Source organism: Actinoplanes sp. NPDC051388, assembly GCF_055586225.1.
This window is the reverse complement of sequence record NZ_JBVJIP010000001.1, coordinates 401,874-416,143: the sequence shown is the minus strand read 5'-3', so window position 1 is coordinate 416,143 and position 14,270 is coordinate 401,874. Positions and strand designations below refer to the sequence as shown.

Annotated in this window: 11 protein-coding genes; 5 read left to right on the top strand and 6 right to left on the bottom strand. The window is 73.1% G+C overall.

Annotated features, from left to right (window positions below; translation table 11 throughout):
- Window positions 1-28: 28 nt before the first annotated feature.
- Together ffh and ACZ6TI_RS01980 are read right to left on the bottom strand one after the other, a co-directional pair.
- On the bottom strand, window positions 29-1,603 hold the full coding sequence (gene ffh, locus ACZ6TI_RS01985) for a signal recognition particle protein (RefSeq protein ID WP_465343097.1): 1,575 nt from the start codon (window positions 1,601-1,603) through the stop codon (window positions 29-31).
- 30 nt (window positions 1,604-1,633) lie between these two features.
- The gene (locus tag ACZ6TI_RS01980) at window positions 1,634-1,864 is read right to left on the bottom strand and encodes a hypothetical protein (protein WP_465343096.1); all 231 of its coding nucleotides are present in this window, start codon (window positions 1,862-1,864) and stop codon (window positions 1,634-1,636) included.
- Between the two features lie 231 nt (window positions 1,865-2,095).
- Between ACZ6TI_RS01980 and ACZ6TI_RS01975 the strand changes: the two genes are divergently transcribed.
- Genes ACZ6TI_RS01975 through ACZ6TI_RS01960 form a run of 4 tightly spaced genes read left to right on the top strand, consistent with a single transcriptional unit; the run spans window position 2,096 to window position 7,961 of the window.
- Window positions 2,096-3,847 carry a stealth family protein gene (locus ACZ6TI_RS01975; protein ID WP_465343095.1) on the top strand — a complete coding sequence of 584 codons (1,752 nt, stop codon included), beginning with the start codon at window positions 2,096-2,098 and terminating at the stop codon, window positions 3,845-3,847.
- Window positions 3,844-5,094 (top strand): nucleotide sugar dehydrogenase, encoded by a 1,251-nt coding sequence (locus tag ACZ6TI_RS01970; RefSeq protein ID WP_465343094.1) that lies wholly within the window; start codon window positions 3,844-3,846, stop codon window positions 5,092-5,094. Before ACZ6TI_RS01975 ends, ACZ6TI_RS01970 begins: the two co-directional genes overlap by 4 nt.
- A complete protein-coding gene (locus tag ACZ6TI_RS01965) occupies window positions 5,091-7,148 on the top strand; it encodes an acyltransferase family protein (protein ID WP_465343093.1) in 2,058 nt (685 codons plus the stop codon). Before ACZ6TI_RS01970 ends, ACZ6TI_RS01965 begins: the two co-directional genes overlap by 4 nt.
- A gap of 21 nt (window positions 7,149-7,169) precedes the next feature.
- Window positions 7,170-7,961, top strand: coding sequence for a maleylpyruvate isomerase family mycothiol-dependent enzyme (locus ACZ6TI_RS01960; protein ID WP_465343092.1), 792 nt, complete (start codon window positions 7,170-7,172; stop codon window positions 7,959-7,961).
- On the opposite strand, the gene ACZ6TI_RS01955 is transcribed toward ACZ6TI_RS01960, so the two are convergent.
- The 4 genes from ACZ6TI_RS01955 to ACZ6TI_RS01940 are packed head-to-tail and all read right to left on the bottom strand — an operon-like array spanning window position 7,921 to window position 12,423.
- Window positions 7,921-8,922 carry a glycosyltransferase family 2 protein gene (locus ACZ6TI_RS01955; RefSeq protein ID WP_465343091.1) on the bottom strand — a complete coding sequence of 334 codons (1,002 nt, stop codon included), beginning with the start codon at window positions 8,920-8,922 and terminating at the stop codon, window positions 7,921-7,923. The two genes, ACZ6TI_RS01960 and ACZ6TI_RS01955, sit on opposite strands and share 41 nt — an antisense overlap.
- A complete protein-coding gene (locus ACZ6TI_RS01950) occupies window positions 8,919-10,697 on the bottom strand; it encodes a hypothetical protein (protein WP_465343090.1) in 1,779 nt (592 codons plus the stop codon). The genes ACZ6TI_RS01955 and ACZ6TI_RS01950 overlap by 4 nt, the downstream gene beginning before the upstream one ends.
- A gap of 41 nt (window positions 10,698-10,738) precedes the next feature.
- Entirely contained in the window at window positions 10,739-11,188 is a 450-nt protein-coding gene (locus tag ACZ6TI_RS01945) for a hypothetical protein (RefSeq protein ID WP_465343089.1), read from the bottom strand.
- The gene (locus ACZ6TI_RS01940; protein WP_465343088.1) at window positions 11,185-12,423 is read right to left on the bottom strand and encodes a glycosyltransferase; all 1,239 of its coding nucleotides are present in this window, start codon (window positions 12,421-12,423) and stop codon (window positions 11,185-11,187) included. The genes ACZ6TI_RS01945 and ACZ6TI_RS01940 overlap by 4 nt, the downstream gene beginning before the upstream one ends.
- Window positions 12,424-12,525: 102 nt before the next feature.
- Here ACZ6TI_RS01940 and ACZ6TI_RS01935 point away from each other — a divergent pair, with 102 nt between their 5' ends.
- Entirely contained in the window at window positions 12,526-14,220 is a 1,695-nt protein-coding gene (locus ACZ6TI_RS01935; protein WP_465343087.1) for a glycosyltransferase, read from the top strand.
- Window positions 14,221-14,270: the final 50 nt, after the last annotated feature.

The following is a 14,270-nucleotide window of genomic DNA, read 5'->3' as shown; positions in this document are numbered from 1 at the left end:
ATGACTAGCCCCTCAACCCCGGAGATCCCTATTTGCCGTCGTCGTCGTCCTTGCGCTTTGGGGGGCGCTGGAGCTTGTTGAAGTCGAGGTTGGGGAGGCGGAAGCCCGGCGGCAAACCCTGTGCGCCGTCTCCGCCGCCCATCGCCGTCGGGTCGAAGCCCGGCGGCAGCTGCGGCATCCCGCCGCGCGGCATCCCCGGGATCTGCCCCGAACGAGGCCCGCGGCTGCCACCCTTCGTGCCCTTGCGCTTGTTCTTCGGGCTCTTCGTGGCCTTGCGCCGGCCCGCGCCGGGCAGGCCCATCATGCCGCCCATCTGCTTCATCATCTTCTGCGCTTCGGTGAAGCGGTTGAGCAGCTGGTTCACGTCCATCACCGTGACCCCGGAGCCGCTCGCGATGCGGGCCCGGCGCGAGCCGTTGATGATCTTCGGGTTGGTGCGCTCGCCGGGGGTCATCGAGCGAATGATCGCGGTGACCCGGTCGAAGTGCTTGTCGTCCAGCTCGGCCAGCTGGTCCTTCATCTGGCCCATGCCGGGCATCATGCCGAGGATGTTGGCGATCGGGCCCATCCGGCGGACCGCGATCAGCTGGTCCAGGAAGTCCTCCAGCGTGAACTGCTCGCCACCGAGCAGCTTCGCCGTCATCTTCTCCTTCTGATCCTCGTCGAAGGCGGTCTCCGCCTGCTCGATGAGGGTCAGCACGTCGCCCATGCCGAGGATCCGGCTGGCCATCCGGTCGGGGTGGAAGACGTCGAAGTCCTCGAGCTTCTCACCCGTGGACGCGAACAGGATCGGCTCGCCGGTGACCTGCCGGACGGAGAGCGCCGCGCCACCGCGGGCGTCGCCGTCGAGCTTGGAGAGCACCACGCCGGTGATGCCGACGCCGTCGCGGAAGGCCTCGGCGGTGGTCACCGCGTCTTGGCCGACCATCGCGTCGATCACGAAGATGGTCTCGTCCGGCGTGACCGCGTCGCGGATGTCGCGGGCCTGCTGCATCATCTCGGCGTCGATGCCGAGGCGGCCGGCGGTGTCGACGATGACGATGTCCTTGGCGGTGCGCTTCGCGTGCTCGATCGAGTCGCGGGCCACCTGCACCGGGTCGCCGACGCCGTTGCCCGGCGAGGGTGCATAGATGTCCACCCCGGCGCGCCCGGCCAGCACCTGCAGCTGGTTGACCGCGTTGGGTCGCTGCAGGTCACAGGCGACCAGCAGGGGCTGGTGACCCTGGCCCTTGAGCCAGCGGGAGAGCTTGCCGGCCAGCGTGGTCTTGCCGGAGCCCTGCAGGCCGGCCAGCATGATCACGGTCGGCGGCTGCTTGGCGAACTGCAGGCGCCGGCCCTCGCCGCCGAGGACAGTGATGAGCTCCTCGTGGACGATCTTGATGATCTGCTGTGCCGGGTTCAGTGCCTGGGAGACCTCGGCGCCACGGGCGCGCTCCTTGAGGCTGGCGATGAACGACCGCACCACGGGCAGCGCGACATCCGCCTCCAGCAGTGCGAGACGGATCTCGCGCGCGGTGGCGTCGATGTCGGCGTCGGTCAGCTTGCCCTTGCCGCGAAGCTTGGTGAAGATCCCGGAGAGGCGGTCGCTCAGGTTGTCGAACACGTCCGCAAGCCTAGCTTCCCGGGACCTGCCTCATCGGTTCCGCATCCGGTAGGTCTGCTTCGCCGCCTCGATGCGGTAGGCGTTGCGGGTGCCGGGAGCGATGCCGCGCTTGGCCCGGCGGTAGAGATAGACGCCGCCGCCGATGACCACGGCGCCGATGATCAGCGGGACGAAGAACGACTGCAGCAGGCTGATGGCGACCCAGCCCACCACGACCAACCCCACGATCCACGCCACCAGATATGCGATGCCCTTGCCCATCTGAGCCTCCCCGGCTGCATGCGAACTCTCATCGTCCACCATGCGCGCACCCCGCAACAGTGCGCATCGGTCGAACCCCCGATGGGACCCGTAGGGGTAACCGCCGGTCGTTTCACCGCACAAATCACCGCAAATCACGTATACCAGCGGATAGGACGATATCGACCGCAACCTCACCGCGAGCGCGCCCGTTGAGGGTCAGAGATCGGGCCCCCGGCGGAAGGAACCCACGTGCAACTGTGCCGGATCCTGCGACACGCTCCCTGGCCGCTGCGGCGCCGGGTGCTGCGGGCCGTGCAGACGCGGGTGCTGCCCCACACCGCGCCGGCGGACCGATTGGCGCTGGCCAGGCGGGTGGTTCCGCTCACCGCGCCGGTCACCCGGCCGGCCGGTCCAGGCCTTCTCCGGGTACGCACGGAGCACGGTCCCGTCATCGCCAGGGTGGTCGCCGACGCCAGCCCGGCGACCGCGCGCCGGCACAACGTCGACCGGGTGGCGACCGTCCTCAACCAGGCCGGCGTCGACTGGTTCCGGATCCCGTGCGCCTCGTTCACCCACACCGCTGTGGCCGTACCGGAGAAGGAGAAGGACCGGGTCCTGGCGCTGCTGAAGGCAGCCACCGCGCCCGGCTCCGGACGCCTCGAGCCGGTCGACGCACGCAGCCGGCGGCGGGCAAGGGTCTGGCGCGCCTCGTGGGCGGTCACCGACGCGGGCGGCTCGCTGGTGCTGAGCGACGACTTCGGCTGCGACGTCGAGTTCTGGCGGGAGCAGGACGGCGCCCTGACCGCGCCGCGGGCCAACCCGGTGGCCGATGTGGTGAGCGCGTCCGAGGAGCCGGTGATCGCGTTCGAGCCGGCGTTCAGCGAGTTCTGCGCGCCCTACGACAGCGCGTCCTATCGCACCCGGCGGGTGTTCACGCTGGCCGCGCCGGACCGGGTGAGCTTTCCGATCGACGCCGTCTTCACCTGGGTGGACGGCGACGACCCGCAGTGGCGGCGGCGCAAGGACGAGGCGCTGGCGGCGAATCCGTGGGTGGCCGCCGCGCATCCGCTGGCCGCCAACGACGCCCGCTTCACCTCCCGCGACGAGCTGCGCTACGCGATGCGCGCGGTGCACTGTTTCGCGCCCTGGATCCGGCGCGTCTTCCTGGTCACCGACGACCAGCTGCCGGCCTGGCTGGACGCGGACCACCCGGACGTGACAGTGGTCAGTCATCGGGAGATCTTCGGCGACACCGGCCGGCTGCCGACCTTCAACTCGCAGGCGATCGAGTCGCGCCTGCACCGGATCCCGGGCCTCGCCGAGCACTTCCTCTATCTCAACGACGACGTGCTGCTGGGCCGGCCGGTGTCGCCCGGGCTGTTCTTCACGCCGGGCGGGCTGACCCGGTTCTTCGAGTCCACCGCGCTGGTCGGCTCGGCGCCGCGGGCCCACACGGATCTGCCCGCCGCCTCTTCCGGGAAGAACAACCGGGAGCTGATCCAGGAAGCTTTCGGGCGGGTGCTGACCCGGCGGATGATGCACACCCCGCACCCGTCGCGGCGCAGCGTGCTGGCCGAGATCGAGGAGCGGTTCGCCGAGCCGGTGGCGGCCACCGCGGCGCATCAGTTCCGGCACCCGGAGGACATCGCGCTGCTCTCCTCGCTCCAGCAGTACTACGCCTATCTGACCGGGCGGGCGGTCTCCGGCGAGATCCGGTACTCCTACGCCGATCTGGCCGAGCCGGGCACGCCGTTCCGCCTCGCGCGGCTGCTGCGGCACCGCCATCGGGACGCGTTCTGCCTCAACGACGTGGACTCCGACGCCGCCACGACCGCCGCCCTGCTGGCCGATTTCCTGCCCACCTTCCTGCCGTTCGCGGCGCCCTGGGAGCTGGCCTCGCCGCGGCCCGCCACGGTCTCCCTGACGCCGCCGCGGATGCCCGTGGTGGGCCGGCAGATCAGCCGCGAAACCATCGACCTGATCTGGGAGTACGTCAGTTGAGCCACGACCTGGTGATCCTCGGCCTGGGCTACGTCGGACTGCCGCTCGCCCAGCAGGCGGTGCGATCCGGCCTGTCGGTGCTCGGCTATGACGTCGACCCGGCGGTGGTGGCCGCGCTGGCGGCCGGCCGCTCGCACGTGGACGACCTGTCCGACGGCGACATCGCGGAGATGCTGGCCGGCGGCTTCCGGCCGACCTCGGACCCGGCGCTGATCGGGTCGGCGGACGCGGCCGTCATCTGCGTGCCGACGCCACTGTCCGAAGGGGACGGACCGGATCTGCGCGCGGTGCTCGGCGCGACCGAGGCGATCGGCCGGCAGCTGCGGCGCGGCATGCTGGTCGTGCTGGAGAGCACCACCCATCCGGGTACGACGGACGAGCTCGTCCGCCCCCGCCTGGAAGCGCTGTCCGGGCTGACCGCCGGCGTCGACTTCCACCTCGCCTTCTCGCCGGAGCGGATCGACCCGGGCAACCCGGTCTTCGGCGCGGCGAACACCCCGAAGGTGGTCGGCGGGCACACCCCGGGGTGCACCGACCGGGCGGCGGCGTTCTACGGGCGCTTCCTGGAGACGGTGGTGCGCACCAAGGGCACCCGGGAGGCGGAGACCGCGAAGCTGCTCGAGAACACCTACCGGCACGTGAACATCGCGCTGGTCAACGAGATGGCGCGGTTCTGTCACGAGCTCGGCGTGGATCTGTGGGACGTGATCGCCGCGGCGTCCACGAAACCGTTCGGGTTCCAGGCCTTCTATCCGGGGCCGGGCGTGGGCGGGCACTGCATCCCGATCGACCCGAACTACCTGTCGCACAACGTCCGCAGCCGGCTGGGCTACCCGTTCCGGTTCGTCGAGCTGGCCCAGGAGATCAACGCGACGATGCCGGCGTACGTGGCGCGGCGGGCCCAGAACCTGTTGAACGCGGACGGGATCGCGATGCACGGGGCTTCGGTGCTGCTGCTCGGGGTCACGTACAAGCCGGATGTCGCGGATCGGCGGGAGTCGCCGGCCACGCCGCTCGCCCGGCACCTCGCCTCTCTGGGGGCTCGGCTGAGCTTTCACGACCCGTACATCCGGGAGTGGGACTCGGCCGAGCGGGTCGATGACCTGGACGGCGCGTGCACGGCCGCCGATCTGGTGATCCTGGTTCAGGCGCACCGCGGCTACGACGCGGATCGGCTGGCCGGGCTGGCGAAGCGGTTCTTCGACACCCGCGGCGTCACCACGACGGATGCGGCGCACCGGCTGTGACGGTCACCCGGGTCGTTCCCCGGCCGGCCCGCCGCGCGGTCGACGGCGCCGGGCGGTCGCTGCCCGGCGCCCGCCGCGACGGTCACCGCCGGGACATCGAGGGTCTGCGCGCGGTCGCCGTGCTGCTGGTGGTGCTCTATCACGCCGGTGTGCCGCTGATCCGCGGCGGCTACGTCGGCGTGGACGTCTTCTTCGTCATCTCCGGCTATCTCATCACCGGCCTGCTGATGCGCGAGGTGACCGGCAGCGGCACGATCTCGGTGACCGGCTTCTACGCGCGCCGGGCGCTGCGCCTGTTGCCCGCCGCCGCGGTCGTGACCGCCGCGACGGTGGCCGCCGCGATCCGCTGGCTGCCGCCGGTCCGCACCCCCGAGGTGGCGCTGGACGCGCTCTTCTCGGCGGTCTACTCGGTCAACTACCGGCTGGCGGCGGCCGGCGCCGACTATCTGAACGCGGACGCCGCGCCGTCGCCGCTGCAACACTTCTGGTCGCTCGCCGTGGAGGAGCAGTTCTATCTGCTCTGGCCGATGCTGCTGCTGCTCGTCCGGCGCCGGCCCGCGCCGCTGCTCTCCCTGCTGGTCGCGGTGTCGCTGACGGTCTCGATCTGGCAGACCACGGCCAACCCGACGTGGGCCTATTTCGGGCTGCACACCCGCGCCTGGGAGCTGGGCGTCGGCGCGCTGGTCGCGATCCTGGCGCTGCGCCTGCCGCGCCGGTTCGCCTCGCCGCTGTGCGCGGCCGGCCTGCTCGCGATCGGGCTGGCGGCGGTCGTCTACACCGCGGAGACACCCTTCCCTGGGTACGCCGCCGCACTGCCCGTGGCCGGCGCCGCCGCGGTGCTGGCCGGGGGTGCGACCGCGCCGTCCGGACTGCTGTGCGAGGCGCCGCTGCAGGCCATCGGGCGCCTGTCCTACTCCTGGTATCTCTGGCACTGGCCGTTCCTCACGATCGGCCCGGTGGCGCTGGGCGTCCGTCCCAGCCTGGCCGTGAACCTGGCCCTCGCCGCCGCCGCGCTGGCCGCCGCCGCCCTCACGTACGCCCTGGTGGAGAACCCGATCCGCCGCCTGCCCGCGCTGCGCTCCCGGCCGCGCGCCGCGCTGGCGGCCGCTCTCGCCGTGACCCTGCTGATCGCCGGCGGCTGCCTGGCCCTGTCCCGGGTGGACCGCACCGCCCGCACCGCCTACCGCGCGCCCACGGTCACCGCGCTGAGCGACGAGTGGCTGTCCGCCGGCCTGCGCACCCCGGCCGTGCCGCGCAACCTGCGGCCGTCGTTGCGGGCCGCCCCGAAGGACCTGCCGCGGGTCTATCCGGACGGCTGCTCCAGCGAGCTGACCGACGCGACCGTGCGGCAGCCGTGCGCCTACGGCGACGTGACCTCCGCCCAGACGGTGGTGCTCTTCGGCGACTCGCACGCCGCGCACTGGTTCCCGGCGCTCGAGGTGATCGCCCGCGACCGGCACTGGCGACTGGTCGTGGTCTCCAAGAACGCGTGCTCGGCGGCGGACACCCGGATCTTCCAGGTGAAGTTGAATCGAGCTTTCAACGAGTGCGTGCGGTGGCGGCGAGCCGCCTGGGACCGCATCGCCGAGCTGCGCCCGTCCCGCGTCTTCTTCGCCTCGGCGGCGGCCGGCGGCACGCTGGTCGACGACGGCGGCGCCCCGATCACCGATCCGAGCTGGACCGACCGCACCTGGCTCGACGGCTGGGCGGGCACCACCGACCGGCTGGCCCGCACCGGCGCCCGGTTGTTCCTGCTGGCGGACACGCCCTATCAGGCGCAGCCGCCGCTGGAGTGCCTGTCACAGCACCCGGACGACCCGGCCGCCTGCGTGGTGCCGCTGGACCGGGCGCTGCCGTCGCCGGAACGCCGGCGGGCGATCGCGGCCCGGCTGCGCGCCAAGGGCGTGACGGTGATCGACCCGACGCCGTGGTTCTGCACCAGCGGCGGCTGCCCGGTCATCGTCGGCGACCTCCTGGTCTTCCGCGACCCCAGCCACATGACCGCGACGTGGTCCCGGATGCTCGCCCCGCGACTCGGCCCGTTGCTCGGCTGACGCCGACCTAGACTTCGGACCATGACTAGCCTTGCGGATCCGGTGATCGCCGCCCTGCGATCCGGCCACGACGACCTGGTGTCCTACGTCGCGAAGATGGACGAGGACGCCCTCACCGCCCCTTCCGCCGCCACCGAGTGGCAGGTGGCGCAGGTCCTGAGTCACCTCGGCAGCGGCGCCGAGATCGGCCGTGCCACGCTCGAGCGGGCGCTGTCCGGTGGCGGTTCGCCGCCCGACGGGTTCAACCAGAGTGTGTGGAGCCGTTGGGACGCGATGGGCCCGGTGGAGCAGCGGGACGGCTTTGTGGCGTCGAACGAGCGGCTCGTCGAGGCATATGAGGGGCTGGACGAGACCACCCGCGAGCAGCTCCGGGTCGACCTCGGTTTCCTGCCGGCGCCGGTGAGCGTGGCCGATGCCGGCCGCATGCGGCTCAACGAGTTCGTCCTGCACGCCTGGGACGTCGAGGCCGGCGCCGACCCCGCCGCGACGCTGGCGGCGGACGCCGTGCCGCTGCTGCAGGACGCGATCAACCCGCTGCTCGGCTGGATCTCCAAGCCCGACACGCTGGCCGGCCGGCAGGCCCACCTGGCGGTCGACCTGACCGACCCGCCGGCCGCCTATGGTCTGGCCCTCGGTGACTCGGTCGCGATCGGGGACCGCCCCGAGCGGCCGGACGGTGTGCTGCGCATCCCCGCCGAAGCGTGGCTCCGGCTGCTCACCGGCCGGCTCGCGCAGAAGTACACGCCGGCCGGCGTCGCGATCGACGGCCCGATCACGCTCGACGATCTGCGCCGGGTGTTCCCGGGGTTCTGACCAGCCGCATCCCGGCCCGCCGCGCGGCCACCACCGGCGGCGGGCCGGAGGTGCGTTCCTGCACCAGATAGCGCGGGCGGCCGCGGACCTCGTCGTGGATGCGGGCCAGGTATTCGCCGATGATGCCCAGCCCGAGCAGGATGAACGTGCCCATCACCAGCAGCACCAGGATCACCGTGGGGAAGCCCTCCAGCGACCCGCCGCCCATCCACCGCACCAGCGTCTGCACGCCGAGCACCAGCGAGAACCCGGCGAACGCCAGGCCGCCCAGCGTGACCAGGTGCAGCGGCGCGGCGGTGAACGAGGTCAGGCCGTCGACCGCGAGCCGGGCCAGCGAGCGAAACGTCCACCGCGACTCGCCACCGGCCCGCTCGGCGATGTCCACCTCGACCACCGCGCGCCGGAAACCGATCCAGCTGCTGGTGCCGCGGAAGAACGTGGCGTGCTCGGGCAGCCGCAACAACGCGTCCACGGCCGAGCGGGACAGCAGCCGGAAGTCGGTCGCCCCGATCAGGTCGACCTTGGTCAGCCGGGTGAAGGTGGCGTTGAAGAGCCGCGCGGCGAGCCGGTTGGCCAGCGACTGACCGGTGCGGCTGCGCTTCACCGCCTCGACCACGTGCGCGCCTTCCCGCCACCGCCGCAGCATCTCCGGGATGGCCTCGGGCGGGTGTTGCAGGTCGGCGTCGAGCACCACGACCGCGTCGCCGCCGGCGTGTTCCAGCCCGGCCAGCACGGCCATCTCCTTGCCGAAGTTGCGGGACAGCTGCACGCCGCGCACCCGGCCGTCGAGCAGGCTCAGCCCGGAGATGCGATCCCACGAGTCGTCCACCGAGCCGTCGTCGACCAGGATCAGTTCGTAGTGCACGCCGGCCAGCACCTCGCCCAGCCGCCGCACGAACCGGTCGACGCCCGCGCCCTCGTCGTGGATCGGCGCCACCACCGACAGCAGCGGCCCACTCATCGCGGCACCGTCGCGCAGAAGGGCCGGCCGGCGAGCTGTTCGGCGGCCACGTCGAGCGATTGGTCGAAGCGCCGCAAGGAGAAGTCGGCGCCGGCGTGCCGCGCGCGGAATTCGGCCCGCAGGGCGCAGCGCCGGGCATCACCGGCGGGCGACGGGTCGAAGGCGGCCATCTCCTGCGCCACCCGGTCGGCCAGCATCGCCCGCGGCGCGGCGGCCGCCCGATCGGCGAACCGCTTGTTCGCCGCCGTCCCCACGGTGGCCGAGAGACAAAAGATCACAACCATCGCGACGGTACGCCGGGACAGCACACTCCCCGCCGCCGCGAGCACGATCGCACCCGCCGCCGCGGTCACCGCCGTGTCCCGCCAGCCCAGTCCCCACGGCCCGGCATGGCGCTGGATCTCGGCATTGAGGGCGGCGAGCGTGGCCGCGAGCGCCACCGCCGCACCCGCCACCAGCGCCAGCTGCGTGCCCTGTGGTCGCTCCACCATGGACAGCCGCGGCAGGTCGCGGATCGCCCGCCAGGCCAGCCAGCCGAGGGCGGTGAACGCGAGCACCGGCAATACACCCGGCCACGAGCCGTTGCTGCCCCGGATCGCCGACTGCCACATCAGCGGCGGCGCCCAGGCGATGAGGCGCATCGGAATCGCCTCGAGGACCGCCGGGCCGAGAGTGATGTCGGATAGCCGGTAGCAGCCGCCGTCCGCACAGTGGCCGCGGATCACCAGCCGGACGACCGCGAAGACCGGCAGGAATCCCAGCCAGAGCGCGCCGAGCGTCCGCCACTGCCGAGGCCCCAGCCGACCCCTTTGCTCTGCTTCCTCTGAGGAAGCGGCCTCTGAGGAAGCGGCCTCTGAGGAAGCGGCCTCTGAGGAAGCGGCCTCTGAGGAAGCGGCCTCTGAGGAAGCAGAGCGCTCTGCGCCCTGAGAGGAAGCGGCCTCTGAGGAAGCAGAGCGCTCTGCGCCCTCAGAGGAAGCGGACCGAGAGGAAGCAGAGCGCTCTGCGCCCTCAGAGGAAGCGGACCGAGAGGAAGCAGAAACCTCTGCTTCCTCTGAGGGAGCGCGGCCGCGGATCAGCATGGCGGCGGTGGCCAGGGGCAGGGACAGATAGGCGATCTCGTTGAAGCAGGCCAGAGCCGCGCCACCCAGCACCAGCAGCACGGCCCGCCACCACCGCGACCGCCCGGCCGGCGCCACCCGGCAGGCCGCCGCCGCGACCCCCAGCACCAGCGCCGCGGAAACGAAGTAGAGCCCGCCGAACAACACCGCCGGGCTGGACCCGCCGGCCGCGACGAAACCACCGCCGACCGCGAACGGCACGGTCGCCGCGAGCACCGACGGCGGCCGATCGAACAGCCGGCCCTTCGCCACCACCGACTCGGCGAGCCACATCGCGGACACCGAGAGCGCCACCGCGCCGAGGAACGAGACCAGCCGGAACGACACGTTGACCGGCAGCCCGGACAGGTCGCTGATGACGTAGGCGAGCAGGTCGAGTGATTTCTCCAGCATCCGGCCGAGCGGCCGGAAGTTGCCCAGCCGCAGATACGTGTCCGCGGTCGCGACGGTGTGCGTGACGATGCCGAGCGGGTTCTCCCGGAACATCCCGCCGTGCCAATAGATGTTGAACCGGTGATCCGCGGTCGGCGCCAGGGCCACCAGCGGGGTCAGCACCACGAGCGGCGTGAGGACGGCCCGCCACCACGCCCGCCGCCACAGCGATCGTGCGGGCGGGCGCACGACCGGCGGCGGGACATTGATCGTCTCGACGGTCACGTAAGCGCAACGACACCCGTCCGCCGTGGGTGACGCGCGCCTCAGGCCAGCAGATCCGCCAGCGCGGGCGGTGACTCCGGATCGACGACCACCGTGCGGGTGCACCCATGGTCGAGGAAAATCCTGGTCAGGCGCTCGGTGAGAAGATCGTCCCAGGGCGTCTCGGGGCGGTGCCGGCGCCACGTGCGGGCGTCCGGGAGATATTCCAGAACCACTCCGCGGGACAGCGCGACCCGGAACGACGGACAGTCGGTCAGCACCACCGGCAGGTGATCGGCGGCGACCGTGATGCGCTGCGTCAGCGCGCGGGTGAGCGCGGTCAGCGGCTCGGGCCGCAGCCCGATCGCGAGGTAGACGTGTGCCGGGATCGGCGTGGCCGCGACCGGGTCGAGGCCGACCACCCGGGCCCGCCACCGGTCGCGATCCGCCTCGGTGACCCGCAACCGACCGGCCAGCGCGGCCACCTCCCAGCGCAGCATCTCGTCGCTCATCGCGCCGCGATCAGTTCCGCGGCCGCCGCCGCGCCGTTCTCGAAGGCCAGTTCGGCGCAGCGCGCGGCCAGCGCGGCCCGCACCTCCGGCCGGGCCGCCGCGGCGAGCACGTCGTCCAGGTCCGAGACCCGCTCGGCGCACAGCGCGACCCCGGCCGCAGCTGCGAACCGGGCCCGGGCCAGCTGGTCGTCGGCTCCGGACCGCGGATCCGGCAGGAACACGGTCGGCACGCCGGCGGCCAGGAGTTCGTGGAACTCGGTGTAGCCGGCCGTCGACACCGCCAGGTCGACGCCGAGCAGCGCCCGCGGTTCCGGCTCGACGACGGTGAAGCCCGGCACGGTCACGTCCACCCCGCGCAGCAGCACGCCCGGCCGGTCGCCGTCCCAGGGCAGCAGTTCCGAGCGGTCCAGCATGGTGATCGGCGCGACCGTGGTGACCCCGGCGCGGTCCTGCACGGTCCAGCCCTCGTCGCCGGCCGCGGCGAACTCACCCGGTTCGAGCACGGCGTCGAAGGCCGCCGCCCGGCCGCGCCACCGGTCGCCGACGCCGCGGCGCCACATCGCCGGGCGTAGCCACAGCCAGCAGACGCCGGGATGGTCGGCGGTCGCGGCCAGCAGCCCGTCATCCGGCACGCCGTCGAGCACCACGATCCGGACGGCGTGCAGGTCGATCAGGTGCCGCAGCCGGTCCCGCAGGAACTTGACCCGGCGATCCGCGGGCACCGCCGGCAGATGCTCGACCAGCATCCCGGTCGGTGGCAGGTCGGGCGACGCGGTGAGCAACACGGGTTCCCGGTCGGCGGGGAGCCGGCGGGCGATGGCGCGCAGCCGATCGGCCCGCTCGCCGACGAGCAGCAAGCGCCGGCACGGTGGTTCGGCCGCGGATGGGGTTCGCGGCAACGGGATCCAGCGAGCCGGGCGGAGGCCCAGCCGGGCCACATGCGCGGAGGGATCGGCGAGCTCCGGCCAGTCCGGACCGGCCAGCACGGTCCGATCGGCGACGACGGCGTGGGTGGTGTCCGGCACCCGGATCACCAGCACGGTGGCGTGGACCTGGTCGTCCGGCGTGGCCAGGTCCGCCAGGCCCGACCGGAACAGGGCGGCGACCCGGGCCGGGAACGGCCGGTCCGCGGGCGAGGCGTGCACGAGGACGGTGGACAGCCCGGCCGCGGCCTGCGCCCGGACGTCGGCGACGAGGCCGTCCGCGGGGTTGCGGAGGTCGGACAGGATCGCCACGTCGTACACGCCGGGTCAAACGACACGCGGAGGCGGCACGACACGCATAAATCGCTCTTTTCCGACATACGCTCGGTTGATCAACTCATCGGGGCGGCGGACATGGGTGCAGGATTCACCGGGCTCGGCGCCGGCTTCGTGCAGCGGGTGGGCGACGCCGAGCGGGTGACCAGCGTGGTCACCGCACATCGGCCGGGGCCGGAGCTGGTCACCTCGGTGCGGTCGCTGGCCGCGCAGAGCTGGACCAACCACGAGATCCTGCTGGTCGACGACGGCTCACCCCACGGGTACGACGACACGTTCACCGCCGCGACCGCACTGGACCCGCGCGTCCGCCTCCTGCGCCGTCCCGCCCACGAGGGCCGGTACGCCGCCCGCAACGCCGCCCTCGACCTGGCCACCGGCGCCTACCTGACCTTCCAGGAACCGGACGCCTGGTCGCACCCGCTGCGAGTCGAGCGTCAGGTGGCCGCCCTGCGCGCCGATCCCCGCGCGGCCGGGGTGACCTGCACGGCGCGACTGGTCACGCCGGACCTGGCCGGTGACGAGACGACCCGCGGGCCGCTGCTGATCCGCCGCACCGGCGAGCGTTTCGATCCGGTGCGCCACGGCGGCGAGGACGAGCTCGTCGATCGGCTGCGCACCGTGCGCCCGATGGACGAGGAACTGGCGTTGTTCCTGCGGCGGGACGGGGATCGGTCGGCGGCGGCGCGGCGGGCGTACCGGTCGGCGTACCGGTCGTGGCATCGCGCCGGCGCACCCCCGGCGACCACCGGCCGGCCCTTCCCCGCGCCCTGGCCGCTGCTCGAGCGTCGCGGCCGGCGGGCCTACGACGTGCTGACCGTGGCCGACTGGACCCGGCCGGACGCCGGTCTCGGCCGGCTGCGTGCGCTGCAGCGGCACGGCCTGCGAGTCGCCGCGCTGCACCTGGGCGGCGACGGCGACCTGGACCCGGCGACCCAGGCGGCGATCAACGCCGGCGAGTTCGACCAGATCGACCCGGCCGACGACGTGCGCGCCCGGCTGGTCGTGGTGCGCTGCCCGGCGCTGCTCGCCGGGGCGCCGGCCGGCGGCGTCCGGGCCACCCGGGTGGTCGTCGAGGCGCCGGCCGCGGCCACCTCGCGCAAGTGTGTGGCCGCGTCCCGCCGCCTGTTCCACGCCGAGCCGCTGTGGGCGCCACCCGGCCCGGAGGCCCGCGCCGCACTGGCCGCCGGCCCCGGCGGCGCCGCGCTCACCGAGGTGGACGTGCCGTGCACGGTCGAGCCGGGCGACTGGCGGGTGGACCGCCGTGATCCGCGCGCCCGGCGCCCGGTGGTGGGCCGCCAGTGCGCAGGCGAGCGCGACGAGTGGCACCGGCTGCGCGCCCAGCTGCCCGAGCATCCGATGCTCGACGTCCGGCTGTGGGACACCGCGGGCACCGCCCGGCAGGCGTTCGGCATCGGCGGCCCGCCCGGGAGCTGGCTGGTCTACACCGCCGCGGACGTCAGCCCGCGCGCCTTCCTGCAGCAGGTCGACTTCTATCTGCCGCTGCCCGGCGACCACGGCCCGGCGGACGCCGACCCGGCCGTGCTGGCCGCCCTGGCCGCGGGCTGTGTGGTGGTCCTGCCGCACCGCTTCGCCCCGGCGTTCGGCGACGCCGCGGTCTACAGCACGGTCCCCGGCCTCAGCGACGCCGTCCGCGCCCTGCACGGCCGCCGCTCGAGCCTGGCCGAACAGCGGGCCCGGGGCCTCGACTTCGTCCGCCGGACACACGGCCACGACCGCTACGCGGAGCGGATTCTGGCCCTCACGCCGTGATCCACAACCGGACGGCAACCGTCCGGCCACTGGGCCTCGCAACCCGCGTT

What these genes read in the sequence shown, in the direction of transcription:
- ACZ6TI_RS01935 (WP_465343087.1), top strand. Translation starts at nt 12,526, where the DNA reads ATGGGTGCAGGATTCACCGGGCTCGGCGCCGGCTTCGTGCAGCGGGTG.
- ACZ6TI_RS01980 (WP_465343096.1), bottom strand. Translation starts at nt 1,864, where the DNA reads ATGGGCAAGGGCATCGCATATCTGGTGGCGTGGATCGTGGGGTTGGTC.
- ACZ6TI_RS01960 (WP_465343092.1), top strand. Translation starts at nt 7,170, where the DNA reads ATGACTAGCCTTGCGGATCCGGTGATCGCCGCCCTGCGATCCGGCCAC.
- ACZ6TI_RS01945 (WP_465343089.1), bottom strand. Translation starts at nt 11,188, where the DNA reads ATGAGCGACGAGATGCTGCGCTGGGAGGTGGCCGCGCTGGCCGGTCGG.
- ACZ6TI_RS01955 (WP_465343091.1), bottom strand. Translation starts at nt 8,922, where the DNA reads ATGAGTGGGCCGCTGCTGTCGGTGGTGGCGCCGATCCACGACGAGGGC.